Annotated in this window: 22 protein-coding genes, 1 rRNA gene and 1 riboswitch; of the genes, 6 read left to right on the top strand and 17 right to left on the bottom strand. The window is 69.2% G+C overall.

Annotated elements, in window-relative coordinates:
- Positions 1-203 precede the first annotated feature (203 nt).
- A complete protein-coding gene (locus ACZ7M3_RS00115; RefSeq protein ID WP_472059740.1) occupies positions 204-1,214 on the bottom strand; it encodes an EamA family transporter in 1,011 nt (336 codons plus the stop codon).
- Positions 1,215-1,260: 46 nt separating this feature from the next.
- Positions 1,261-1,890, bottom strand: coding sequence for a peptidase (locus tag ACZ7M3_RS00110; RefSeq protein WP_472059739.1), 630 nt, complete (start codon positions 1,888-1,890; stop codon positions 1,261-1,263).
- A 345-nt stretch (positions 1,891-2,235) separates the two neighbouring features.
- On the opposite strand from ACZ7M3_RS00110, the gene ACZ7M3_RS00105 reads away from it, so the two are divergent.
- Entirely contained in the window at positions 2,236-2,664 is a 429-nt protein-coding gene (locus ACZ7M3_RS00105; RefSeq protein WP_472059738.1) for a type II toxin-antitoxin system Rv0910 family toxin, read from the top strand.
- A 101-nt stretch (positions 2,665-2,765) separates the two neighbouring features.
- Here ACZ7M3_RS00105 and ACZ7M3_RS00100 read toward each other — a convergent pair whose 3' ends face one another.
- A complete protein-coding gene (locus tag ACZ7M3_RS00100) occupies positions 2,766-3,419 on the bottom strand; it encodes a PadR family transcriptional regulator (RefSeq protein WP_075032588.1) in 654 nt (217 codons plus the stop codon).
- A gap of 362 nt (positions 3,420-3,781) precedes the next feature.
- Between ACZ7M3_RS00100 and ACZ7M3_RS00095 the strand changes: the two genes are divergently transcribed.
- Positions 3,782-4,597 (top strand): PhzF family phenazine biosynthesis protein, encoded by an 816-nt coding sequence (locus ACZ7M3_RS00095; RefSeq protein ID WP_472059737.1) that lies wholly within the window; start codon positions 3,782-3,784, stop codon positions 4,595-4,597.
- 78 nt (positions 4,598-4,675) lie between these two features.
- Here ACZ7M3_RS00095 and ACZ7M3_RS00090 read toward each other — a convergent pair whose 3' ends face one another.
- On the bottom strand, positions 4,676-5,476 hold the full coding sequence (locus ACZ7M3_RS00090) for a CPBP family intramembrane glutamic endopeptidase (protein WP_472059736.1): 801 nt from the start codon (positions 5,474-5,476) through the stop codon (positions 4,676-4,678).
- A gap of 199 nt (positions 5,477-5,675) precedes the next feature.
- Here ACZ7M3_RS00090 and ACZ7M3_RS00085 point away from each other — a divergent pair, with 199 nt between their 5' ends.
- A complete protein-coding gene (locus tag ACZ7M3_RS00085) occupies positions 5,676-7,445 on the top strand; it encodes a substrate-binding and VWA domain-containing protein (protein WP_472059735.1) in 1,770 nt (589 codons plus the stop codon).
- 345 nt (positions 7,446-7,790) lie between these two features.
- Here ACZ7M3_RS00085 and ACZ7M3_RS00080 read toward each other — a convergent pair whose 3' ends face one another.
- Positions 7,791-9,311: a glutamate-cysteine ligase family protein gene (locus ACZ7M3_RS00080; RefSeq protein WP_472059734.1), complete on the bottom strand. Its 1,521-nt coding sequence runs from the start codon at positions 9,309-9,311 to the stop codon at positions 7,791-7,793.
- A 537-nt stretch (positions 9,312-9,848) separates the two neighbouring features.
- On the opposite strand from ACZ7M3_RS00080, the gene ACZ7M3_RS00075 reads away from it, so the two are divergent.
- Both ACZ7M3_RS00075 and ACZ7M3_RS00070 read left to right on the top strand, forming a co-directional pair.
- A complete protein-coding gene (locus tag ACZ7M3_RS00075) occupies positions 9,849-10,433 on the top strand; it encodes a hypothetical protein (RefSeq protein WP_472059733.1) in 585 nt (194 codons plus the stop codon).
- Positions 10,434-10,825: 392 nt separating this feature from the next.
- Positions 10,826-11,032, top strand: a complete 207-nt coding sequence (locus tag ACZ7M3_RS00070) for a DUF5999 family protein (RefSeq protein WP_054229126.1) — start codon at positions 10,826-10,828, stop codon at positions 11,030-11,032.
- Between the two features lie 99 nt (positions 11,033-11,131).
- Here ACZ7M3_RS00070 and gcvP read toward each other — a convergent pair whose 3' ends face one another.
- Positions 11,132-14,017: an aminomethyl-transferring glycine dehydrogenase gene (gcvP, locus tag ACZ7M3_RS00065; protein ID WP_472059732.1), complete on the bottom strand. Its 2,886-nt coding sequence runs from the start codon at positions 14,015-14,017 to the stop codon at positions 11,132-11,134.
- Positions 14,018-14,197: 180 nt separating this feature from the next.
- Positions 14,198-14,293, bottom strand: a riboswitch (glycine riboswitch).
- A 114-nt stretch (positions 14,294-14,407) separates the two neighbouring features.
- Here gcvP and ACZ7M3_RS00060 point away from each other — a divergent pair.
- Positions 14,408-14,779: a PRC-barrel domain-containing protein gene (locus tag ACZ7M3_RS00060; RefSeq protein WP_054229128.1), complete on the top strand. Its 372-nt coding sequence runs from the start codon at positions 14,408-14,410 to the stop codon at positions 14,777-14,779.
- A gap of 115 nt (positions 14,780-14,894) precedes the next feature.
- Here the strand turns inward: ACZ7M3_RS00060 and ACZ7M3_RS00055 are convergent, their stop codons facing one another.
- From ACZ7M3_RS00055 to rrf, 11 genes are all read right to left on the bottom strand, one after another.
- Entirely contained in the window at positions 14,895-16,289 is a 1,395-nt protein-coding gene (locus tag ACZ7M3_RS00055) for a DNA polymerase IV (RefSeq protein ID WP_472059731.1), read from the bottom strand.
- A gap of 44 nt (positions 16,290-16,333) precedes the next feature.
- Entirely contained in the window at positions 16,334-16,978 is a 645-nt protein-coding gene (locus ACZ7M3_RS00050; protein ID WP_079090415.1) for a MerR family transcriptional regulator, read from the bottom strand.
- A gap of 307 nt (positions 16,979-17,285) precedes the next feature.
- Entirely contained in the window at positions 17,286-17,759 is a 474-nt protein-coding gene (locus ACZ7M3_RS00045) for a bifunctional nuclease family protein (protein ID WP_006123076.1), read from the bottom strand.
- Between the two features lie 86 nt (positions 17,760-17,845).
- Entirely contained in the window at positions 17,846-18,610 is a 765-nt protein-coding gene (gene ftsR / locus ACZ7M3_RS00040) for a transcriptional regulator FtsR (RefSeq protein WP_388402175.1), read from the bottom strand.
- Positions 18,611-18,652: 42 nt separating this feature from the next.
- Positions 18,653-19,618 carry an FHA domain-containing protein gene (locus ACZ7M3_RS00035; RefSeq protein WP_382246080.1) on the bottom strand — a complete coding sequence of 322 codons (966 nt, stop codon included), beginning with the start codon at positions 19,616-19,618 and terminating at the stop codon, positions 18,653-18,655.
- A gap of 61 nt (positions 19,619-19,679) precedes the next feature.
- Entirely contained in the window at positions 19,680-20,522 is an 843-nt protein-coding gene (locus ACZ7M3_RS00030; RefSeq protein ID WP_351311998.1) for a DUF881 domain-containing protein, read from the bottom strand.
- A gap of 5 nt (positions 20,523-20,527) precedes the next feature.
- Positions 20,528-20,860 (bottom strand): small basic family protein, encoded by a 333-nt coding sequence (locus ACZ7M3_RS00025; protein ID WP_003988855.1) that lies wholly within the window; start codon positions 20,858-20,860, stop codon positions 20,528-20,530.
- Positions 20,857-21,753 (bottom strand): DUF881 domain-containing protein, encoded by an 897-nt coding sequence (locus tag ACZ7M3_RS00020; protein ID WP_472059730.1) that lies wholly within the window; start codon positions 21,751-21,753, stop codon positions 20,857-20,859. The genes ACZ7M3_RS00025 and ACZ7M3_RS00020 overlap by 4 nt, the downstream gene beginning before the upstream one ends.
- A gap of 107 nt (positions 21,754-21,860) precedes the next feature.
- Positions 21,861-24,356 carry a mannose-1-phosphate guanyltransferase gene (locus tag ACZ7M3_RS00015; protein WP_095855889.1) on the bottom strand — a complete coding sequence of 832 codons (2,496 nt, stop codon included), beginning with the start codon at positions 24,354-24,356 and terminating at the stop codon, positions 21,861-21,863.
- Positions 24,357-24,472: 116 nt separating this feature from the next.
- Positions 24,473-25,081, bottom strand: coding sequence for a CDP-alcohol phosphatidyltransferase family protein (locus ACZ7M3_RS00010; protein WP_054229135.1), 609 nt, complete (start codon positions 25,079-25,081; stop codon positions 24,473-24,475).
- A 166-nt stretch (positions 25,082-25,247) separates the two neighbouring features.
- Positions 25,248-25,364 (bottom strand): 5S ribosomal RNA (gene rrf, locus ACZ7M3_RS00005).
- Between the last annotated feature and the right edge of the window lie 171 nt (positions 25,365-25,535).

The raw sequence follows: 25,535 nt of genomic DNA, 5'->3' as shown, positions 1-25,535 counted from the left end.
CCGCGCATCAGGCAGCCGCGCAGAAGCTCGGGAAGGACCACGTCGCAGCCCGTGCCGAGCGGGCAGGGGCGTACGGGAAGGTCCTCGGACTTCTTCTGCGGGCAGCGCCGTGCCACCCGGCACCGCGCCGGGTGGGAACTCCGGAGGGCCCGCCTCAGGCGGCCGGAGGCGGCAGAACGAGCGTAGAAGGCATGATCAGCACCTTAGACGGCGGTCCCGTGGGCCGACAACTCCCTTTCGGCGCCGCTCCCGCCGCTCGCGACCGGCCCGTCCGAGGGCTTCGCGGGCGCCGACGACTGTGCGATGAACGCGCCGACCAGCACCACCGCACCGCCGACGATCTGCGGCGCCGAGAGATGTTCGCCGAGCAGGACCCAGGCGAGCACGGTCGCGATGACCGCCTCCAGGCAGGCCACGACGCCCGCGACCTGCGGGGAGAGCCTGCGCACGGAGAGCACTCCGGTGACGTAGGCGACGACGGTCGCGATCAGCACGATCCAGCCGAGCAGCAGGGATGCGGCCACGGAGGTGCCGTTCATGTCCGCGCTGCCCCCGAGCAGCGACCAGTCCATGGTCCAGGGACGTGCGACGACCGTCAGCACGAGGGTGCCGACGAGCAGGCCGTACGCGATGACGCCGAGGGGGTCCGGTGCCTCCTCGCCCGCGTCGCTGCCCTGGTCGGACAGGACGAAGTAGCCGACCTGGCAGCAGGCGGCGCCCAGCGCGAGCAGCAGCCCGACGACGTCGAAGCTCAGCCCGGACCACACCTGGACGACACAGGCGAGCCCGCCGACCGCGAGGACGACCCCGAGCGCCGCGGCGCGGGTCACGGGCCGACGCTGCACGAACCGCACCCAGCCGAGCACGAGCGCCGGCGCCAGGTACTCGACGAGCAGGGCGACACCGACGGGGATACGCGATATCGCGGCGAAGTAGCAGGCCTGGACGCCCGCCACGGCGAGCAGTCCGAACCCGACGAGCAGGGCGGGGCGCCGCCGTACGAGAGCGCGATGGCGCACGGCCAGCGGCAGCATCACCAGGGCGGCGCCCGCGACCCGCAGCCACACCACGTGGAGCGGGTCGAGCCCCGCCTCGATCAGCGGCTTCGCCGCGACACCCGATCCGCCGAACGCGACCGCCGACGCGAGCGCGAGGCCCAGCCCGACGCCCTTCCCACGGTTGTCCTGACTGCCCTGAGAGGTATGCACCGGCACATGATGACAGGCGACGACATGAGCGTCACCCCCGATGACACCTGTCTCAACGATTGGACTGGCAGCCCGGGTCGCCACCGCCGGCGTACGTCTCGAAGTCGAGGCGGAACTCGCACGCGAACTCGTCCTCGGCGTCGAAGGCGTTCTCGATGCGCAGAAGCAGCGTCCGGGCGTCCACGCCGGCCCGCCGCAGGACCTCGACGGCCCGCGCCTGCGGATCGGTGACGATCGAGGCGAGCAGATCGAGACAGCGGGCCCGTTCGTCACCCCGCCGTTCGGCACGCTCGCACGCGCTCTCCATGGCTCCGGCCGCCACCGGCGACCAGCCCGCCTCGGCCACGACCCGCGACCAGCCCGCCTCGGCGACGACCGGAACCGCGCCCGAGTCCTCGACGCCGCTCTGCCAGCGCAGTCCGTAGCCGATGCTGCGCTGCACGAGATAGCCGAGCAGCCGGGCGACCTGCGGGGCGCCGTCGAAGACGGCGCGCACCTGGGGGTCGGCCTCCAGCAGTGAGTGCAGCAGATGGGCGGTGTCGATCTGCCGGTCGCCGTCCCGCAGCGCCCGCCTGCGTGCGCCGGAGACCACCGACGCCAGCTCGGCACCGAGCCTGGCATCGAGTTCCGTGCGGTGGGAGCCGCTCTCGGCGGCGGGCTGCTGGGGGATACGCGGTGGCACAACCCCTACCCCATCAGTCCCGGCGACTCGGGTCATCCTCGGTGGGCAGCATCTTCACGTCCCACACAGGGTGGGCTTCCGCGAGCGCGTTCTCCTCCTTACGGATGACTTCGCACCGTTTCTCCCCCAGGTTCTCCCTCGCGGCGCGCGCCGCCTTGCATCGCGTGTACCCCCCGAGGATGCGCCGCGCGCGTGGGACCTGTTCGACGCGGCGGCGATACGGCAGGTGGGCCGAGTTCACAATTCCTGACGGTTCATCAGTATTGAATGTTCCGAGGGCTGCGGCTACGTTCCGCGACACCGTAGCTGCGCCGGGCGCAGCGCCTGACACGAAGGGGTGGTCGCATGGCCGAAGTCAGCGCGGAGGCACGCATCGAGGCGCCTGCCGAGAAGGTCTGGGCGCAGCTCACGGACTTCTCCTCGTACGGCGAGTGGAACTCGACCCACACCAACTTCCCCAAGGGTGGCCCCGCCTCACTCGAGGTCGGCGGCACCTTCCAGGAGAACATGAAGCTCATGGGGTTCCCGGCCGAGGTCGAGTGGACCGTCGAGGAACTGGAGCCCGCCCGCACGCTGGCCATCCGCGGCAAGGGCCCCATGGCGGTGACCGTCGCCACCCGCTACACCCTGACCCCCGACGGCGACGCCACCTCGGTGCGGATCGAAGGGGAGTTCACCGGCGCGGCCGTCTCGCTGATGGCGGGCAAGCTCAAGGACTCGGCGACGGCCGCCCTCAACGAATCGCTGCGCAAGCTGGCCGGACTGGTGACCTGAGTCCCACACCTGCCCCGAGACCCGCGCCCAGCCCCCGTACATGGACAGGCGCCCCGCGGAAACACTTCCACGGGGCGCCGTCAGATACCACAGCATGCCCGTCAGTCCTCGTCGGCGAGGATCAGGTACAGCTTCTTGCGGGCTTCGTTGATGACCGCCAGCGCCTTGTCGCGCTGGTCCTTGCTGCCGGTCTTCCAGACCTGCCCGAAGGCCTCCATGAGACCGAAGCCGGCCTGCCGGATCTCGTGCAGCGTCTCCCAGTCGACCCCGCGCCCGGCCTCTTCCCACGGCGCCTCGGGGCCCGCCTCGGCCGCTTCGCGGCCTTCGTCTGTGAGCGAGAAGAGCTTCTTGCCGCCCTCTGCCGCACTGGTGATGAGACCCTCGTCCTCCAGCAGCTGGAGGGTCGGGTAGACCGAACCCGGGCTGGGCTTCCACGCCCCGCCGCTGCGCTCGGCGATCTCCTGGATCATCTCGTAGCCGTGCATGGGCCGGTCCTTGAGAAGGGCCAGGATCGACGCGCGTACGTCACCGCGCCGCGCCCTGCCACCCGGACCGCCCCGGCCGCCGCGCCGGCCACCCCAGGGGCCCGGCCCGAAGCCGAACCCCGGGCCGCCGGGGCCACCGCCCGGACCACCCGGACCGAAGGGCCCGAAAGCCCCGCGCCGCCCTTCGAAGCGGCCCCGGTCACGCGGACCGGGCCCACCGTGTCGGCCATGTCCACGTTCGAATCCAAATTCCTGTCCTTGGGGACGCATCGCCATCACTCCATTCGTTCGTTGATCGGTCGCGATGCGTCAACGATATATCGGAATAGCTCGCCTGACAACCCTCGGAAGTCCGGGCAGGTCAGGGGGCCGGACGGCCGCAACCGGTCCAGCTCCACGGAATTGGCCTTGTCCCGCGGCCCACGCGGGCCACTAGGGTCTGTCCGGCCGATCAAGTCGCAGGAGAGTGGCGGGTCTTATGCAATGCCGGTGAGCGGGGTCTGGTGCGTGCATCTGCAAGGCGGAGGAGGGAGGCGACGCGGAGCGTCGTTGACCGACGACAACGCCGCAGATGTGCGTGCCAGACCCCGCGTCTGCGGCACGATCGGCCGGACAGACCCTAGCGTCGGGGCATGCGGATTCGAATCGTCGACGCCTTCACCGACCGTCCCTTCACGGGCAACCCGGCCGGGGTCCTTCTTCTCGACCACGACACCTTCCCCGAGGACAGCCGGCTCCAGAGCGTCGCCCTGGAGGTCAACCACGCGGAGACGGCCTTCGCGCACCGCCTCCCCGAGGGCGGCGACGCCGACTGGGCGCTGCGCTGGTTCACCCCCGTCGCCGAGGTCGCGATGTGCGGGCACGCGACCCTCGCCACCGCACACGTCCTGCGCACCACGGGCGCCCACCCGGGACCGGTGCGGTTCGCCACGCTCAGCGGCGTACTCGTCGCCACGCCCCACGAGGATGGTTCCCTGACGCTGGACTTCCCCACCGCTCCGCTCACCCCCATCGAGGTCCCGGACGGCGTCGCCGAGGCCCTGGGCGCCGAGCCGCTCACGACCTTCGACACCGGCCCGAACACCGGCGACCTGCTGATCGAGGTCGCCGACGAGAAGACGGTCAGGGGACTCGCCCCCGATCACAGGGCCCTCGCCCGGTACTCCGAGCGCGGCATCATCACGACCGCCCGCGCCGAAGACCCCTCCCAGGGCTACGACTTCGTCTCGCGCTGCTTCTTCCCGAACCTCGGCATCGACGAGGACCCGGTCACCGGCAGCGCCCACACCGCCCTCGCGCCCTACTGGTCCGAGCGCCTCGGCCGCCCCGGCCTCACCGGCCTGCAGGCCTCCCCGCGCTCCGGCCTGGTCCGCACCGAGCTGCGCGGCGACCGCACGCTGCTCACCGGCCACGCGGTCACGGTCATCGAGGGCGAACTCCTCGCGTAGCGACACACGAAAGAACCGTACGAAAAAGGGGCGTACGAGAGTGTCGTACGCCCCTTTCGGCCCCGCTCACACCGCTGCTCAGGCGGTCGGCAGCCAGCCCACCTTCCCCGCCAGCAGCGCGTATCCCACGAACGCCCCGATGTCGAGCAGGGAGTGCGCCACCACGAGCGGTCCGACCCGGCCCCACCGCCGGTACAGGTAGACGAAGACCACGCCCATCACCATGTTCCCGATGAAGCCGCCGATGCCCTGATAGAGGTGGTACGAGCCGCGCAGCACCGCGCTCGCCACCAGCGCGGTCCCCGGCGTCCAGCCCAGCTGCCCGAGCCTGCGCAGCAGGTACCCGACGACGACGACCTCCTCCAGTACGGCGTTCTGCACGGCCGACAGGATCAGGACCGGGTACTTCCACCACACGTCGGGCAGCGCTTCCGGCACCACGGTCAGGTTCGCGCCGAACCCCCGGGCCGCCAGGTAGAAGGCGATGCCCGTGCTACCGATCACCGCCGCGATCGCGGCCCCCCGCCCGAGGTCGGGCCAGGGCCGCGTACGGTCGAACCCGATCACACGCAGTCCCTTGCCCTCCCTCATCAGGAAGTGCGCGACCAGGGCGACCGGGACCAGGGCCGACGCGATGCCGAACAACTGCCAGGCCAGATCAAGCCAGGGGCGACCCGGCGCGGCTGAGGCGTTGAGGGTGGCCGCCTGGTCCTTGAGACCCCCCGGTTTGGTGACCGACCCGACAAAGCTGATCAGCGCGGACACTCCGCTCGCCCCGAGCGACAGGCCCAGGACGAGTAGTGTTTCGTCCCGGAAAATCCGTCGCGTCAGCCGCTCCCCGGGATGAGAATCGGCCACCGACCCCGCCTCCACCTGCACTCCCGCCTCCAGTTGAGTAATCCCGCCGCATCCTCATCTTCGCCCCGCTAGGGTCTCGAAAGAAGTTGCGAAGATCGTGTGCGACAGGCCGTCGGGTGGACGGACGCCGTACGGGCGTACCTCCCCGTCGCCTTCTGCCTCATGGCCGTATCTACGGCTTTCTCGCGACTCCGGCTCATCCAGGGAGGGCACCACCGTCATGGGACGTCACAGCTTGCCCGATGCGTACGGGGCGGGCGCGGCCGACCCCCGTCCACGCGCACGCCGCCGTACGGTGGCCATCGCGACGGTGTTGGTGCTCACGGTCGCCGCGGGCACGGCGGTCGCGGTCCGCGGTGGTCTGCTCTCCTTCGGCTCGTCCTGCCGGGACAACGCCGTGCCCCTCAAGATCGCCGCGTCCCCGGACATGGCGCCCGCCCTCAGGGCCGTCGCCGAACACGCCCGCGACCACAACATCACCTCCGACGGCCACTGCATCGCCGTGACCGTGACGGCCCGCGAGTCGTACAAGGTCGCCGACGCACTGAGGTCGGGCAACAAGTCCGACGTCCAGGCGTGGGTGCCGGACTCCGCCCTGTGGGTGGACCGGGTCAGTGGTGAGAGCAACGCGACCCGGGTGACCGCGGCGGGCACTGTCGCCTCCTCACCGGTCGGCGTCGCGATGGTCCCGTCGGCCGCGAAGTCGCTGGGGTGGCCCGAGAAGACGTACACCTGGACCGAATTGGCGGGCGCCGCGCTGCGGGACGACCGGCTGAGGCTCGGTGCGGCCGACCCCGTGCGCAGCGCGGCCGGCCTGCTCGCGCTGACTCGGCTCAATACCGCCGCGGCCACCGTCAAGGGAGGTGACACCCAAGTGGCGGCCATGGCGAAGACGCTCTCCCAGCGCACGTCCGACAGCGACAGTCAGGTCCTGGACACCCTCCCGCGCGACTCCTCCGGCACCGAGCAGGACAGTCCGCAACGCAACCAGGCGCTGATCCTCTCCGAGCAGTCGGCGTTCGCGTACAACTCCTCGGCCGGCGGCGGCGCCGGACTCGACCTCTTCTATCCCAAAGACGGGTCACCGCGGCTCGACTACCCGTTCACCCTGGTCGACGAGTCACGGCTGAACACCGACACGAGCCGTGCCGCCCTTCGGTTCATGACGCTGCTCGGCGAGTCGGACGGGCAGCGGATCCTGGAGCGATACGGGTTCCGCACGGACGACGAGAAGGTCTCGCCCGCGCTGATCACCAAGGCCGGGGGGCGAGCCCCGCAGCCGTTCGCGCGCGCCGCGCTCGAACCCACCCCGGCGAAGGCGGTCGACGAGGCACTCGGCACATGGACGATCACGGTGCAGAGCGCCCGGATCACCACGGTCGTCGACGCCTCCGCGTCCATGGCGCAGCCGGTGCCGGGCACCAATCAGTCCCGTATGGACGTCACCAGGGCGTCCCTGCTGCAGGCCCTCGCGACCTTCACCTCGGAGGACGAGATCGGGCTGTGGAAGTTCTCCACCCGCCTGGACGGCGACCGCGACTACCGGGTGCTCGTGCCCACGGAACGCCTGGGCGACCGCAAGGGCAACGGCACCCAGCGGGACAGGCTGTCGGCGGCGTTCAGCTCCCTGTCTCCCGTCCCGAACGGCGCGACGGGCCTGTACGACACCACGCTCGCCGCGTACAAGGCGGCCACCTCCTCCTATGTCAAGGGGAAGTTCAACGCGCTGGTGCTGCTGACCGACGGCGTCAATCAGGACCCGGGGAGCATCTCGCGCTCCGCCCTCGTCACCCAACTGCGGAAGCTCACCGACCCACAGCGCCCGGTGCCGCTCATCGCCATAGCCGTGGGCCCGGACGCCGACAAGGCGGAGGTCCAGGAGATCGCCAAGGCGACCGGCGGCTCCGGCCAGCAGGTCAACGACCCCACGCAGATCCACTCGGTGATCCTCAGGGCGATCGTGGCAGCGGGCAACCAGAGCCAAGGCTGACACCAGACCCCAAAACGACCACCACAGCCCGCCCCGGGTCAGCGACGCAGGCCACCCGGCCCGGGGCGCAGCGCCACCCCCCGCCGGACCCGGCGCACCGGCGCAGGCGGCCCCACCCGGACCACCACCACAGCCCACCCGGCCAGGGACACTCCCGCGGGCCAACCCGGTCCAGGAACCCCCGCGCACGTCATCCGCCCCCACCACACCCACGCAGGCCACCCTGCCCGGCGACCATGTCAGCACGGGCCTGGCCAGGGACACCGCTCGGGGCACACTCCGCCCCCTGAACACCCACCACGAGCAGCCCACCCCGGAGACACCGCCGCAGGCAGACCGCCCCGATCAGCCCAGCGGTACCGGCTCCGGCAGTCCCACCGGCCAGGTGTGCACGGGCTCACCGAGGTGCATCAGCTCGCCGTAGCGCCGGGTGGTCGCGGCCAGCGCGGCATCCCTCGCGAGGCCCTTCTCCAGCGCCTGGTGGAAGGTGGCCGCCTGCCAGGTCGCCCCGTTGGCACGCAGCCGGCAGCGGTCCTCGATCACCCCCAGGTAGTAGTCCCGGTCGGCCGGCTCGACGCCCCACGCGTCCAGCCCCGCCGCGGCGAGCGGCAGCAGTTCGTCACGGACCAGGTGCACGGCCTCGACCTGCGCGGTGGTGCCCCCGTACCGTCCCCGCCGCGGCCACTCCAGACGCGCGTCGATGCCATGGCGGCAGGCCGCGTCGAAGTTGGCCGCCGCGGACTCGAACGACAGCCGTGTCCACACGGGCCGCGCCTCCTCGGCGAGCGCACGCACGACCCCGTAGTAGAACGCCGCGTTGGCGACGACATCGGTGACGGTGGGACCGGCGGGCAGCACCCGGTTCTCCACGCGCAGGTGCGGGACTCCGTCGGCGACGTCGTACACGGGCCGGTTCCAGCGGTAGACCGTGCCGTTGTGCAGCACGAGTTCGGCGAGCCTGGGAATGCCTCCGGCGTCGAGGACCGCGAGCGGGTCCTCCTCGTCGCTGATGGGCAGCAGAGGCGGGAAGAAGCGCAGGTTCTCCTCGAAGAGGTCGTACGCCGAGGAGATCCACCGCTCACCGAACCAGGTGCGCGGACGCACCCCCTGCGCCTGGAGCTCGGGCGGCCGGGTGTCGGTGGACTGCTGGAACAGCGGCGGCCGCGACTCGCGCCACAGCTCACGGCCGAACAGGAAGGGCGAGTTGGCACCGATCGCGACCTGCACGGCGGCAACGGCCTGAGCCGCGTTCCACACGTCCGCGAAGCGCGCCGGGGTGACCTGGAGGTGCAACTGCACGGAGGTGCAGGCGGCCTCGGGCGCGATGGACTTCGACGTACAGACGAGGCGCTCCACTCCGTCGATGTCGAGCACGAAGTCCTCGCCACGAGCGGCCACGATCTGATCGTTGAGCAGGGTGTAGCGATCGACGTCCGACAGGTTCGAGGAGACCAGGTGGTCACGGTCGAGCGTCGGCAGAATCCCGATCATCATGATTCCCGCGTCGAGTTCGCCTGCCTTTCGATGGGCATATGCGAGTGAGGTGTGCAGCTCCTCGGCGAGCCGGTCGAATACCCGTCCGTCCAATCGATGTGGGGCTATGTTGACTTCCAGGTTGAACATGGCAAGTTCTGTTTGAAAGTCTCGGCTCGCAATCCTTTCGAGTACTTGCGCATTCATCATCCTGGGCATGCCGTCGGGTCCGGCGAGATTCAGTTCGATCTCCAGGCCCATGAGATTCTTCGGGCGATCGAACCGCTTCTCCTCCAGCAGCCTCCCCAGCCCCGTCAGACACTGCCGGAGCTTGCCTCGGTAGTGCTGGCGATCGGACAGGTCGTACGACCCTGCCACGACCTTCTCTCCCATCGAAGCGTCCCTCCTCGAATGGGCAGGCCGATCCTCCGGCCCCTGCCGTCCCGGAGGATGATGCCCAGGCAACACGATCGATAACGCCCTGTACAGCCTCGTCGACCGCTACCCTGGTACCCGTTGTCCGGAGGCACATTCACGGGGCATGAACCAGAGCACAGTTTCAGCCTGACACGATCTCGTGAAAAACGCCGACGAGAATCGGCCGACCGCTCCGACAAAGCAATCCGAGGTCATCGACGGGCCCCGACACAGAATCGGGATGAACCTCTCGTTTCATCGACCGAATATCGCCTTGCTCTTCATATTCAGGACGGCTAGACGAAACACCATCTGAACACGTGTCGTATAAACTCCGCAAACGAGGCGGAGAGTTGGCGCTCGCGGTCCCAGGTCCTGTCGTCGAAGTGACATGCGGCAGGCGACATCCTGTCGGCAGATCCAGACCCCTCGCTCCTCCGACCCCGAGAGCTGACAGCGCCGTCCGCCCCCGCCCTCGCGCCACTGTGCCTGTCGAATGAGAGGCGACCCACCATGCCGCTGCATGTCCCCCCGGCTCCCTCGCCCGCCCTGCGCACCGTCCTCACGGCACTCGGTTCCCCCACCGCAGTCCGCGAGGCCCGCACACCGTCCCTACGCATGACCCAGGGACCCGTCACCCCCGAACTCCCGTTGCCCGTACACGTTCTGGACCGCATCACGCCGGCCGGCGCCTCCACCACCCGGCTCGCCGGATGGCGCTTCCTGATCCGCTGCGGCGAGCGGTCGGTGGCCGCGGCCGACACCATGCTCACTCCCGACGGCTGGGCCTTCTCACACTTCTTCGAAGGCCCCTACATCGCCTCCACCGAGCGCGCCCTGCGTCACGCCGAGAACATGGGCCAGCCGTACCAGCCACGGCTGTTGTCCGTTCCCGAGCTCTACATGCTCACCCTCTGGCTGCACGGCGACTGCGCCGCGGACGGCGCCACCGGGCACCCGGCCGCCACCGATCTCCTGGTGCCGCTGGCGCCCGCGCCGCCCGGTATCGCCGCGCATCGCCCGCACCGCGTCGCCGAACTCCTCCCGGTCCTCACGCACCGGCTCACTCCCGCCCCACTGCTCAGCTCGCCCGCGTAATCACTCACCCGGAGAAGCACACCAAACGCATCGCCCCGTGCCCCGCTACCGTTGTCCCGGTCGCGGGGCACGTTGCCGCCCGAACCCGTCCGCTCGTTCGGGCCCCACAGCGCTCGTACGAGGGAGAACGCCCCCTCCGCCCCGACCGGACTAGCCCCATCCGGCCACCGCGAACCCCCCGAAGGGACCGTGCAGTTGGACTGAACCGTCCGCACGGGTGACGCGTCTCCAACCTGTGAGGAGCGCTGCTGCGAAATCCCTGCGGATCGACGCCCGTAGGGCAACACTGGGTTCCAAACACACGCCACCGGGGGGCGGCCATGAGCACTTCAAGCCGCGGGAAAGACACCACAGCCACCACTCATCTCTCATCCCAGCGAAAGATCCCATCCATGTGCCAGCACCAGCCGCCGTGTCCGACAGCCGAATCAGCCGACCGGGAGTCCGCCCGCCTCGTGGCGCACCACCCGGAGCAGGGATGGAGCCTGCTGTGCAACGGCGTTCTGCTCTTCGAGGACACCGGTGAGCTCCTGCCCGACGGCCAGATCATCGCCCCGCACCGCCCCCAGGGCAGCGAGCACGTGATGACGGCCGCCTGAGCCGCACAACCGGGTGGCGGTGACCGCCGCCCAGACATGGAGAGGGGCCGGCCCGGAGACGTGATCTCCGAACCGGCCCCGACGCGTATCCGAGGGTGACTACTCTTCGTAAGCGTCCAGCGGCGGGCAGGAACAGACCAGGTTCCGGTCGCCGTACGCCTGGTCGATGCGGCGCACCGGCGGCCAGTACTTGTCCGCGGCCGAGACACCGGCCGGGAAGACGGCCTCCTCGCGGGTGTACGCGTGCTCCCACTCGCCGCCGAGCGCGGCGGCGGTGTGCGGCGCGTTCCGCAGCGGGTTGTCCTCGGCCGCCCAGACGCCCGAGCCGACCTTGTCGATCTCCGCACGAATGGCGATCATCGCGTCGCAGAACCGGTCGAGCTCGATCAGGTCCTCGGACTCGGTGGGCTCGATCATCAGCGTGCCGGCCACCGGGAAGGACATCGTCGGCGCGTGGAAGCCGTAGTCGATGAGCCGCTTGGCGATGTCGTCGACGCTGACGCCGGTCGCCTTGGTCAGCGGACGCAGATCGATGATGCACTCGTGCGCGACGAGCCCGCCCGGACCGGTGTAGAGCACCGGGAAGTGCGGCTCCAGGCGCTTGGCGATGTAGTTCGCCGACAGCACCGCCACCTGCGTGGCCCGCTTGAGGCCCTCACCGCCCATGAGACGGACGTACGCCCAGGAGATGGGCAGAATGCCCGCCGAGCCCCAGGGAGCGGCGGAGATCGGTCCCACGCCCGTCTCGGGGCCTGCCGCGGGCTGCAGCGGGTGGTTCGGCAGGTACGGCGCCAGGTGCGCGCGTACGCCGACCGGGCCCACGCCCGGACCGCCGCCGCCGTGCGGGATGCAGAACGTCTTGTGCAGGTTCAGGTGGGAGACGTCACCGCCGAAGTGGCCCGGCTTGGCGAGGCCCACCAGAGCGTTGAGGTTGGCGCCGTCGACGTACACCTGGCCGCCCGCCTCGTGCACCTGCGCGCAGATGTCGGCGACGTGCTCCTCGAACACACCGTGCGTCGAGGGGTACGTGATCATCAGCACCGCGAGCTCGTCGCGGTGCTGCTCGATCTTCGCGCGCAGGTCCTCGACGTCGATCTCGCCGTCCTCGGCGGTCTTCACGACGACGACCTTCATGCCGGCCATCACGGCACTCGCGGCGTTCGTGCCGTGCGCGGAGGACGGGATCAGGCAGACCGTGCGCTGGTCGTCGCCGTTGGCCCGGTGGTAGCCGCGTACGGCCAGCAGCCCGGCCAGCTCGCCCTGGGAGCCCGCGTTCGGCTGGAGCGACACCTTGTCGTACCCGGTGACCTCGGCGAGCCGATCCTCCAGCTCCTGGATGAGGGTGAGATAGCCCTGCGCCTGCTCGGCGGGCACGAAGGGGTGCAGCTGGCCGAACTCGGGCCAGGTGACAGGTTCCATCTCGGTGGTCGCGTTGAGCTTCATGGTGCAGGAGCCCAGCGGGATCATGCCGCGGTCGAGCGCGTAGTCACGGTCGGACAGCTTGCGCAGGTAGCGCAGCATCGCGGTCTCGGAGCGGTACTGGTGGAAGACCGGGTGCGTGAGGTAGTCGTCGGTGCGCAGCAGCGCCGCGGGCAGCGTCTCCTCGGCGACGGCGTCCAGGGCCTCGATGTCGCCGTCGACGCCGAACGCGGTCCAGACGGCGCCCACCTGCTTGCGGGCGGTGGTCTCGTCGCAGGCGATCGACACGTGGTCGGCGTCGACGAGGTGGAGGTTGACGCCCCCGTTGCGCGCGCCCGCCACGACCTCGGCGGCCCGGCCCGGCACCCGCACGGTCAGCGTGTCGAAGTAGGAACCGTGCACGACCTCGACCCCGCCGGCCGTCAGGCCCGCGGCAAGGATCGTGGCGTACCGGTGCGTACGCCGCGCGATGGTCCGCAGGCCCTCGGGACCGTGGTAGACGGCGTACATGCCGGCCATCACCGCGAGCAGCACCTGCGCCGTGCAGATGTTGCTGGTCGCCTTCTCACGGCGGATGTGCTGCTCCCGCGTCTGCAGGGCGAGCCGGTACGCCTTGTGTCCGTCGGCGTCCACGGAGACTCCCACCAGCCGGCCGGGCAGGCTGCGCGCGAACTTCTCACGCACCGCCATGTATCCGGCGTGCGGACCGCCGAAGCCCATCGGCACGCCGAAGCGCTGGGTCGTACCGATCGCGATGTCGGCGCCGAGCTCACCGGGCGAGGCGAGCAGCGTGAGGGCGAGCAGGTCGGCGGCGACCGTGACGACCGCGCCGAGCTCGTGCGCCTGCTCGATGACGGGCTTCAGATCGCGTACGACACCGGAGGCACCCGGGTACTGGATCAGCACACCGTTGATCTCCCGCCCGGCGATCTCCGCCGGGATGCCCTCGCCCAGGTCGGCGACGACGATCTCGACGCCGGTCGGCTCCGCGCGGGTCTCGATGACGGCGACGGTCTGCGGCAGGGTGTCCGCGTCGATCAGGAAGAGGCCCTTCTTGTTCTTTCCCATGCGCCGCGACAGCGCCATCGCCTCGGCGGCGGCGGTGCCCTCGTCGAGCAGCGAGGCGCCGGAGGTGGGCAGCCCGGTCAGCTCGGCGACGACAGTCTGGAAGTTCAGCAGCGCTTCGAGCCGCCCCTGGGAGATCTCCGGCTGGTAAGGCGTGTACGCGGTGTACCAGGCCGGGTTCTCCATGACGTTGCGCAGGATCACCGGCGGCGTGAACGTGCCGTAGTAGCCGAGGCCGATCATCGAGTCGAGCACCTGGTTGCGGTCCGCGAGGGAGCGCAGCTCGGCCAGTACCTCGGCCTCGGTGCGCGCGCCCGGCAGCTCCAGCGCCTCGGCGTTCTTGATGACGTCCGGCACCGCGGCGGCCGTCAGCTCGTCGAGCGAGCCGTACCCGACCTGCGCGAGCATCTTGGCCCGCGCCTCGGAGTCGGGCCCGATGTGGCGCTGCTCGAAGGGGATTCCCTGTTCGAGCTCGGAGAGCGGAATGCGATGGGCGGTCATTGCGGAGGCCTCCTGGTCTGACACGACCTTCGAGGGGCACCACGGCGTGGGTACCCCGACGGCCTCCCCCTCTGTCATCTCAACCTGAGAGCTTCACCGGCCCGCCCGCTCGCTGCGACCCGGCTTTCACCGTCGGTGAGGGCGGAGGCCTTCGACACCCGCCCTGCTTTCCAGAGTGACCTCGTCCGTGCGGTACGTGTGCCTGAGAGATTCCGGGGAGGATTTGCTCCTTCGGCGCCTCCGATGTTGTCTGGAGGACTCTCCCGCACGGGGTCAGCAGCCGCTTGCCAGCCTACCAGCGAGGACAACGCACGAGCTTTCGAGTGGCCACCTTCCCGAATGTGCTCTTTTGTAGTGCTTACGGATGAGTTGCTAGCGAGTGGAGGGACCGTGCAGACCGACATCGATCCGCGCAACCTGATCGGCCGCAAGGCGCTCGACCGCAACGGCGCCAAGATCGGCACGGTCGACGAGGTCTATCTCGACGACGCGACCGGCGTCCCGGAGTGGGCCGCCATACGGACAGGCCTGTTCAGCAGGGACGCCTTCGTCCCCCTGGAGCCCAGCGAAGTCGTCGAGGGCACGCTGCGTGTCCCCTTCGACCGCGCCCTGATCAAGGACGCCCCCGACTTCGGCGTGGGCCGCCACCTCTCCCCCGAACAGGAACTCCAGCTCTACCACCACTACGGCCTGGACGTGACACCCCCGCCCCCACCGCCGGACCGCGACTTCGGCCGCCTGGCAGGCACGGACGAGGGTTGACTTCTCTGATGGGGCCCACCTGACGGGCCCCGAAAGGGGCGCGGGGCTCTGACATCATGCGGCTCCGCCGCGTGGGCGCGACCAGCCACATTCCGACCGCGGCGCTGATCCGACTTCACCCCCCACGGCGTTCGCAAACAGTCCCCCGCACCAACGGCAACGGCTCCGCCAACTCCAACGCAACATCATCCGTACGAAACGTCCGCACACGCCCCGGCTCGGAGTAGGGCGTCTCGAACCGCACGGTCACCCTCCCGAGCCCACTCCCCTGCACCCATCCGTGCCCGTACTCCGCATGCCGCACGTCATGCCCCGCAGGCCACCGCCGCTCGGCAGGCGGCGCCTGCTCGGCAGCCACTTCCTCCGCCCCCTCCTCGTCCGGATGCTCCAGCACCGCCGACTCCCCCGCGGCGGCCTCCGCCTCCGCTTGCGCCTGCGCCTGGGCCTGGGCGAACAGGTCTTCCTGCGTGTAGTCGGCGAGCCCCGAGACGCCGACTCCCAGCAGCCGCACGCCCCCGGTCGTGTCCACCGCCTCCAGAAGCCGCGCGGCAGCCTCCCGTACGACGCCGGGGTCGTCCGTCGGTCCCCGCAGCGTCTCGGACCGGGTCAGCGTCGAGAAGTCGTACCTCCGCACCTTCAGCACGATGGTCCGCCCGGACAGCCCCGCATCCCGCAACCGCCGCACACACCGGTCGGCGAGCCGCTGCACCTCCAGGCCGACCCGCATCCGGTCGTGGATGTCCACGTCGTACGTGTCCTCCACCGACACGGACTTCGTCTCCCGCTCGGCCACCACGGGCCGCTCGTCGTGCGCCAGCGCCATCGCGTACAGCGCGTGCCCGTGCGCCTTCCCCACCAGCCGCACGAGTTCGTCCTCCCCCGCCTCGGCGATCTCGTCGACCGTGGTGATCCCGGCCCGGCGCAGATGGTCCCCGGTCGCGGGCCCGACACCCGGCAGCGTCCGCACCGACATCGGCCCCAGCAGCGCGCGCTCCGTCCCAGGTTCTATGACCACGAGACCGTCGGGCTTCGCCTGCTCCGAAGCGATCTTGGCGAGCATCTTGGACGCGGCGAGCCCCACCGAACCCGTCAGCCCCGTGACGGCGCGGATGTCCGCGCGCAGCTTCGCCCCGGCCAGCCGCGCGGAAGCCTCGTCCCAGGCCGCGTCCCCCGCCTCCAGATCGACGAACGCCTCGTCCAGGCTCAGCGGCTCCACCAGCGGCGACAACGCCCCCAGCAGCCCCATCACCTGCTCGCTGACCTCCCGGTAGAGCGTGAAGCGGGGCACGAGATACGCGGCGTTCGGCGCCAGCCGCCGTGCCTGGGCCATGGGCATCGCCGAGTGCACCCCGAAGACCCGTGCCTCGTACGAGGCGGTCGCGACGACTCCGCGGGGTCCGAGCCCGCCCACGACGACGGCCTTCCCGCGCAGGCTCGGCTTGGCTGCCTGCTCCGCCGAGGCGAAGAAGGCATCCATGTCGAGATGCAGGATCGTAGGCGCGGTTCTCACATGTCCGATGCTGCCCTACGCCACTGACAATGCCTCTGCGGACCTCAGACGGCCCGATTGCGCCGGCGCGCCAGCTCGTCCGTCGGGTTGTGCCCGACGAGCGTCTCACCCGTGTCCACGCGCTCCCCGTGCAACTGCGAGAGCGCGCTCTCGACGTCCCGCCACACCACGCCCACGGCGATCCCGAAGACGCCCTGACCGCCCTGCAACAGGGCGTGGACCTCGTCGGGCGAGGAGCATTCGTAGACGGTCGCGCCGTCGCTCATCAGCGTCATCCGCTCCAGGTCCCGGAAGCCGCGTTCCCTGAGGTGCTGGACCGTGGTGCGGATGTTCTGCAACGACACTCCCGTGTCGAGGAACCGCTTCACGATCTTCAGGACGACGACATCCCGGAAGCTGTAGAGCCGCTGGGTCCCCGACCCGTAGGCGGGCCGCACGCTCGGTTCGACCAGGCCTGTCCTGGCCCAGTAGTCCAGCTGCCGGTAGGTGATGCCCGCGGCGGCACACGCCGTGGGACCGCGGTAGCCGATCTCCTCGGCAGCCGCCCCACCCTCACCGGACTCACCGGACACCGCTGTCGGCCGCTGCGGAACGTGATCGGCCGCGCTGCCGTGAAGCGGGTACGGGCCGCTCTCCCCCAGACTTCGTCCGGGGGCACCCCCAGCCGTACCGTCGCCGCTGCTTCTCACGCCGACCTCCGTCCTTGACCTGCCCTCTCGACGGTAGGCAGTCACCGGGGGTGCGTCAACGATCGCCACACTCGGCACGCCGAGTGATAATCACCCTAGGAGTGGTTTCCCGTGTCCCACCGCGGGGAAAGGCTAGCCGAATGCTCTTGGAGCGGGCCGCAGCGCGCCACACGGGCCACGGGCAATTGCCGCCCCGGAGGCCTACGATCCAGTGGCTTGGCCGATCCATCGGCTTGCCAGGGGGTGGACGCCACGCCCGCTCCTCGAGCCCGGGCGCCGACCGCCCACCCGCGGGCGATCGGTCCCCTCACTGACTGTTGGTCCCGAAGTCCTCGGGCGAGATCTGGTCGAGGAACTCGCGGAACTTCTCCACCTCGTCCTCCTGCTCGTCCGGGATCGCGATGCCGGCATCGTCCAGCACACCGTCGCTGCCGTAGATCGGCGTTCCGGTGCGCAGCGCCAGCGCTATGGCGTCGGACGGGCGGGCGCTGACCTCGACCCCGCTGGCGAACACCAGCTCCGCGTAGAAGACCCCCTCGCGCAGATCAGTGATGCGCACCTCGGTGAGCTCCTGGCCGACGGCTTCCAGCACGTCCTTGAACAGGTCGTGGGTCAGCGGTCGCGCGGGGGCCATGCCCTGCTGGGCGAAGGCGATCGCCGTCGCCTCCCCCGGTCCGATCCAGATGGGGAGGTAACGGTCGCCTCCCACTTCACGCAGGAGCACGATCGGTTGGTTGGAGGGCATTTCGACCCGGACACCTACGACATCGAGCTCGTTCACACAGCAACCCTAGGCCGTGCCCGGGATGTTTGGGTAGTCGGGCACAGAACGGGGGGCCGATCCGGACGCCCACCGGGCACTTCGGGTCAGGGCAGCCGGACGCCCAGCGCGGTCTGCACCAGCGCCGCGTGCAGCTTCACCGTGAGTCCCGCCAGCTCCTTCGTACGGGCCTCGGCGTGCGCCCTGGTCTGCGGATTGCGATGGCGCCGCAATGGGGCCACCACCTGGTCCACGAGCCCCGCGTCTCGTTCGGCCGCGGCCTTCATCGCGCGCAAATGGCGCGGCTCGATCCCGAACCGCCCGAGCTCGACGACGAGCGCGGCGACCGTCACCGCCTCGGCGTCATATACCCCGTCCGCAAGCGGGGCGAGGAGTCCGTACGACTCCCACTCCTGAAGCTCCTGCTCACCGATCTCGGCGGCGGCCAGCAGCTCCGCACGGCCCACCCGGGCCGCTGGGGGTGCCTCGGACTCCCCGAAGAGGTCACCGAGCCCACCGAACGGCTCCCCGTCGTCGGAGTCGCGCTGCCGCCCCACGGACGGCAGCCGCACCGGCTCCCCACGCTCCAGAGCGTCCAGATGCTCGCGGATCACCTTCAACGGCAGATAGTGGTCCCGCTGCATCCGCAGTACGTGCCCGAGGCGCTCGACGTCGGCCTGGCTGAACTTGCGATACCCCGAGGGGGTCCGCTGCGGCTCGATGAGCCCCTCCGACTCCAGGAACCGGATCTTGGAGATCGTGACTTCGGGGAACTCGTCGCGCAGCGTGTTCAGCACCGAGCCGATGCTCATCAGCCCACTGTCCGCTGCGGCGGTACCGCTCCCGGCACCGCCGCTCGGTGATCGAAGCATGGACCTTCCTGAGGGTCCCCCCGGACGGAGTCCGGGGGAGGGTCAGATGCCTCGCTGGCTCGCGTAGAAGACCAGCCGGTACTTGCCGATCTGCACCTCGTCACCGTTCGACAGCGGGACCGAGTCGATTCGCTCCCTGTTGACGTACGTACCGTTCAGGCTGCCCACGTCGGCGACCGTGAACGAGCCGTCCGCGGCGCGACGAAACTCCACATGACGACGTGACACGGTCACGTCGTCCAGGAAGATGTCGCTCTGCGGATGACGACCGGCCGTGGTCAGGTCGCTGTCCAGCAGGAAGCGGCTGCCCGAATTGGGACCGCGGCGTACCACCAGGAGCGCCGAGCCGAGCGGCAGCGCGTCGACGGCCGCCTGCGCCTCCGGAGAGAGCGTCGGCATCTGCGTCTGGCCGGTGACCTCGGCATCGTAGGCCTCGATGCCCGAGATGGAGATCGTGGACGTGGTCTCGGACGGACGCTCCGGGACCGCACCGGGTCGCAGCGGCGCACCGCAGTTGGAGCAGAAGCGGCTGTTCTCCGCGTTGCGGTTACCGCACCTCGTACACACCAGGGCCGACATGGACGGATCCTCCTGCCGCGGCTGCCCCCCAGGGGCATGGGACGCGTACGGGTCGGAGGCGAACCCTCCACCCGCACTTGAGGCTGACGGTTCCCCGAAACCTATGCGTCCGGACTGGGCAGGGTCAACAGACGGCGCGCCCTGACCACCGGGAATGTCACCGACCTGGTCCCGGAACAACGGGCGGTCGCCGCTCTGGCCCTCCGCGTCTCCATGGCGTGGTGCACGGTGTCGGGCAGTCGCGTTGTCGCTGCCCTCTCCTCGTGCGCTCTTGCCGAACAACTTCGCAAACAACTTCACGGGCGATTCCCCTTGACCGAAACAGACCCGCCCGTGGGGCAGGACGAACACTGATTGAACACACCGGTCGACCCGGACATCCTCACAACGTCCGTATCCACCAGACAGTTTCCACCACGCACCACCCAATCGGTGCGCCGACCCCCCGCAACCTCATGCCCTCGCCGGACGACGCCCATGCACCCCCGGTTCACTGGGAGGACGACCGAGCGTAGTCAGGCTGCTTCGCAGCCCGCAAGGCGTCCACAATGATCTTCGTCGCACGCTCCACCGTGACGGTGGCCTGCTCCTTCTCGAGAGTCTGCACCACACCTCCGGGGATGTTGAGCGCCGGCTCAAGGTCCTGCGGCTTACCGATGACCTTGAAACGATAGGGCTGGGTGATCTTGTTCCCGTCGACGCTCACGCCCTTGCCGGAGTCGGCCAGATAGGTGCTGGCGACGACCCGTACACCGTTCACCTGGATCGCCTCCGCGCCGGCGGCGCGCAGTTCCTGGATCGCGTCAAGCAGCATGTCGGCCTTGACCGTCCCCTTCGTGTCGTTGATCGTCAGCGTGATGCCGGGTCCCTGCGCCGCCACCGTGCCCGCCAGAATGCCGAGTTGCTTCTCCTTCTCGGCGGTCTGCTTGCGGGCCTCCGCGGCCTGGTTCGAGCTGTTCTCCAGCTCGGTGCGCTGATCTTCGAGACCCTGCTTCTCGTCTTCTAGACGCTGCGTACGGTTGTCGAGTTCATCGAGGATGCGTACGAGATCTTCTTGGCGCGCGCCGCGCAGGGCGCTGCCGCTGTCGCTGTTGGAGGCCACCTGGACGGCCAGACCGAAGCCGAGGCCGAACAGAAGCAGGGCGACGATGAGTTGCGCGCGGGTGACCCGCGGCGGCCACACCCCCTTCAGCAGCCGCTGCCGGCCGGTCAGCGACGGCTCGTCCTTCTCGTCACGCTGCTCGGACTCCGAACTCTCGGGAGCCGCGGCCGGGACCTCTTCGGGAAGCTCCCTGCGCAGCCGGTTCTCGGGTGTCTCGCCTTCGTTGCTCATCGGCCTCACGCCCGGAAGACGTGCCGACGGATCGCCGCGGCGTTGGAGAAGATGCGGATGCCGAGGACGACCACGACGCCGGTGGAGAGTTGGGCGCCCACGCCCAACTTGTCGCCCAGGAAGACGATCAGTGCGGCCACGACCACGTTCGACAGGAAGGAGACCACGAAGACCTTGTCGTCGAAGATGCCGTCGAGCATCGCCCGCAGCCCTCCGAAGACGGCGTCCAGCGCCGCCACGACGGCGATCGGAAGGTAAGGCTCGACGACCGCCGGAACCTCGGGCCGGACCAACAATCCAGCCACGACTCCCACGACGAGGCCCAGTACGGCGATCACGATGTGCCCTTCTCTGTGCTCGGCTGCGCTGTACGTACGATCACACTCGGTGCGGCGGACAACTGGACGTCCTTTTCGACGGAAATGGCGGTCCGGATGCCGTAGTTCTCCTGCAGGGCGTGCAGATACAGGCCGTCGGCACTGTTCTGGAACCTGGTGCTGAGCCGCTCGCCGTCCCCCACCGCCAGCACCGTGTAGGGCGGCACCAGCGGCTTGTTGTCGACCAGTATCGCGTCACCCGCTGCCCTGATCGCCGACAGTGCCGTCAGCCGTTGCCCGTTGATCGAGACGGCCTCCGCGCCGGACTCCCAGAACCCGTTGACGACCCGCTGCATGTCACGGTCGCGGACGCGCCCGGTGTCGGAGAACCCACTGGTCTCACGAGGATTGCCGTCGCCGCCCTCGGTGGCTTCCTTGGCGTCGTCCACGACGAGCTTCACACCGGGGCCGTGGACGGCGACGGCACCCGACAGGACGCCCACCAGATCGGCCTGGCCGCTGCCCCCCTGCTTCTTCAGCGCCTCGTTCTGCCGGGCGCTCACATCGTCGCGCAGGGTGTCGACGCCGCTCTCAAGCTTGTCCGCGGCCGCGGTCTCTCGCTCGACGCGGTCGATGAGTTCCTGGCGCTCCTTGGCGACGACCGGTGCCGCGATCCGCGCGTTCGCCGCGCCCACGGTCACCACCAGGGCCGCGAGGACGAGACCGGCCGCGAGGCCCAGCTTCGCCCGCACCGTCTTCGGCATACCGCCGGCGCCCTCGGTCTGCCTACGGGCGGCGGCCTCGGCGTATCCGTCGTCGAGGCTGTGATCCATGACGTTGGTGAGCAGCGACATGGAGGCGTCCGGGCGCGGGGGGCGCGGAGGTGTGCTCCGAATGGGGGGCTGCTGCGGCATGCCGCACATCGTCGCACGTCGCGGGCGCTACCTCCGAATGGCCCCACCGGCGTGCCGGACAGGCCCCTTTGGGGGCACTTGTCCGGCACGCGTGTGTGCTGTCCGTTTCAGCGACCTGCGCTGTCCACGACTGCAGCCCACTCGTCGAGCAGGGCCTCCGCGGACGCGTCGTCCGGCCCCTCCGCCCACAGATGCGTCACCGCCTCGGCGGGGTCGGGAAGCACCATCACCCAGCGCCCGTCCGTCTCCACGACCCGTACTCCGTCGGTCGTGTCCACGAACCGGTCCCCGGCCGCCTCCACGACCCGGCGCATCACCAGGCCTTTGACGGCCCAAGGAGTGGCCAGGTCGCGCTTGAGGACATGCGCCCGCGGAATCCGCGCGTCGATCTGGCTGAGCGTGAGCTGCGTCCGCGCCACCAGCCCGATCAGTCGTACGAAAGCCGCCGCGCCGTCGAAGACGCTGCTGAACTCCGGAATGATGAATCCGCCGCGCCCGTCACCGCCGAAGATCGTCGACTCCTCGCGTCCGACCCTCGTCAGATCGTCCGGAGACGTCGTCGTCCACTCGACCTGCGTCCCGTGGTACGCCGCCACCTGCTCGGCGATCCGCGTGGTGGTCACCGGCAGCGCCACCCGCCCACTGCGCCGCTCCGCGGCCACCAGGTCGAGCAGCACGAGCAGGGCCCGGTCGTCCTCGACGATCCGTCCCTTCTCGTCGACGAGCGAGAGCCGCTCGCCCACCGGGTCGAAACGCACCCCGAACGCGGCCCGCGCGGACGCGACGATCTCGCCCAGCCGCACCAGACCGGCCCGCCGCGTGTCCGACGTCTCCGTGGGCCTGGATTCGTCGAGACCGGGATTGATGGTCAGGGAGTCCACGCCGAGCTTGCCCAACAGACTGGGCAACACCAGCCCCGCACTGCCGTTCGAGGCGTCCACGACCACCTTCAGACCGGATTCGGTGATACCGGTGGTGTCGACATTCCTGAGCAGTGATCCGGTGTACGAGTCGAAGACGCTGGCGGGGAAGTGCAGATCCCCGATCTCCCCCGGGAACGCACGCCGGTACTCCTGCCGCGCGAACACCCGGTCCAGCTTGCGCTGCCCCCCTTGTGACAGGTCGGCACCCTGTCCGTCGAAGAACATGATGTCGACGGAATCCGGTACCCCGGGGGTCGTACGGATCATGATCCCGCCCGCGCTGCCCCTGGCGGTCTGCTGACGAGCCACTGGCAGCGGTACGTTCTCCAGGTCGCGTACGTCGATGGCACTGGCCTGCAGCGCCGAGATGACCGCCCGCTTCAGCGCGCGGGCGCCTCGGGAGTGGTCGCGGGCCGTGGTGACGGTGGAGCCCTTCTTGAGCGTCGTCGCGTACGCCCCCGCCAGGCGCACGGCGAGCTCCGGAGTGATCTCCACGTTCAGGATTCCGGTGACACCGCGGGCGCCGAAAAGATGTGCCTGCCCGCGCGACTCCCAGATCACCGAGGTGTTGACGAAGGCGCCGGCCTCGATGGTCTTGAACGGATAGACGCGTACGTTCCCCTGGATGATCGATTCTTCACCGACGAGGCATTCGTCGCCGATGACAGCGCCGTCCTCGATCCTCGCGGCCCGCATGATGTCGGTGTTCTTCCCGATCACGCAGCCCCGCAAATTGCTGTGCTGGCCGATGTACACGTTGTCGTGGACCACGGCCCTGTGCAGAAAGGCCCCGCTCTTGACGACGACGTTGGAGCCGACGACGGTGTGCTCACGAATTTCGGCATCCGCTTCGACCTTGGCGTAGTCGCCGATGTAGAGCGGGCCGCGCAGTACGGCGTCGGGGTGCACTTCGGCACCTTCGGCGACCCATACGCCCGGGGAGATCTCGAAACCGTCGATCTCGACGTCGACCTTGCCCTCGAGGACGTCGGCCTGCGCTTTCACATAGCTCTCGTGGGTGCCGACGTCCTCCCAGTAGCCCTCGGCGATATAGCCGAAGACCGGCTTGCCCTCCTTCATCAGCTGAGGGAAGACATCGCCGGACCAGTCGACCGAGACATCGGCCTCGACGTAGTCGAAGACTTCGGGCTCCATCACGTAGATACCCGTGTTGACGGTGTCGGAGAAAACCTGGCCCCAGGTGGGTTTCTCCAGGAAGCGCTCGACCTTGCCCTCTTCGTCCACGATGGTGATGCCGAATTCAAGGGGGTTCGGCACACGCGTCAGACAGACGGTGACCATCGCACCCTTTTCCTTGTGGAAATTGATGAGGTCGGTGAGATCGAAGTCGGTCAGGGCGTCACCGGAGATCACCAGGAAAGTGTCGTCCTTCAACGCCTCCTCGGCGTTCTTGACACTCCCGGCGGTACCGAGTGGCTTCTCCTCATTGGCATAGGTGAGCTCCATACCGAGCTCCTCGCCGTCACCGAAGTAGTTCTTGACCAATGAGGCCAAGAACTGGACAGTAACGACGGTCTCGTTGAGCCCATGCCTTTTGAGCAGCCGCAGCACGTGCTCCATGATCGGGCGGTTCACCACCGGCAGGAGCGGCTTGGGCATGCTTGAGGTCATGGGACGAAGGCGTGTGCCTTCGCCTCCGGCCATCACGACGGCCTTCATGTCGGAAGCGTCCTCCTTGAAGAGACGACGGTCTAGCCGACTTCACCCGTCCTGATTGTCCCGCAGTTCTCGAGTGCGGGCCATCCGGGCACTTCAGCTGCCCCAACGGGCCGAGCTCAATCGGCCATGGCGTCCGCCCTGAGAAGCCGGCGGACCTGGACCACGTAGAGGACTCCTGCCCACCAATAGAGGGTTGTACCCCACCCGGCGAACGCCCATCCGAAAATCGCGGCGAGTGACGCGAGCCATCCGCTTCCGTCGCTGAGCAGCAACAGAGGGAAGGCGTACATCAGGTTGAAGGTGGCCGCCTTCCCGAGGAAGTTCACCTGCAACGGCGGATAGCCGTGACGCCGGAGGACTGCCACGACCACCAGCAGAACCAGCTCACGCGCCAGAAGCACAGCCGTCAACCACAGCGGCAGAATCTCGCGCCAGGTGAGCCCCACAAGAGTGGACAGAATGTAGAGCCGGTCCGCCGCGGGATCAAGCAGCCGGCCGAGGCTGCTGATTTGATTCCAGCGCCGCGCGAGCTTCCCGTCGAGATAGTCACTGACGCCGCTCAGCATGAGCACGAGCAGCGCCCAGCCATCACTCTTGGGACCGCCGAACTCGGGCCGGAGGATCAGCCACAGGAAGACGGGTACGCCGACGAGGCGCGCCATGCTGAGGATGTTCGGGATGGTGAGGACCCGGTCCGTCTGGACGCGGGTCTCCTGGACCTCCACCCGGGGGCCTCCTGTGGGAAACGAGCCAACGATGCCCCCTGACCTTACCCGCAGCGCTCGCGTCGAGGTGCGGAGGGGTGGCGGAGCCACCGCGAAAACAGAACTGACCCTGAACGCAGAAAACCCCCGTACCGATTTCCCGGTACGGGGGTTCTCCCTACAATGAGTTCGGCGGCGTCCTACTCTCCCACAGGGTCCCCCCTGCAGTACCATCGGCGCTGTGAGGCTTAGCTTCCGGGTTCGGAATGTAACCGGGCGTTTCCCTCACGCTATGACCACCGAAACACTATGAAACTTGTCAAACTACCGCACCACACCCAGTGGCCCTGGGAATGGGGTTGTTCGTGGTTTCAGAACCAACACAGTGGACGCGAGCAACTGAGGACAAGCCCTCGGCCTATTAGTACCGGTCACCTCCAGCGGTTACCCGCCTTCCAGATCCGGCCTATCAACC

The sequence above is a fragment of the Streptomyces sp. NPDC111656 genome, assembly GCF_055656965.1.
This window is presented reverse-complemented; position numbering and strand designations above follow the sequence as displayed.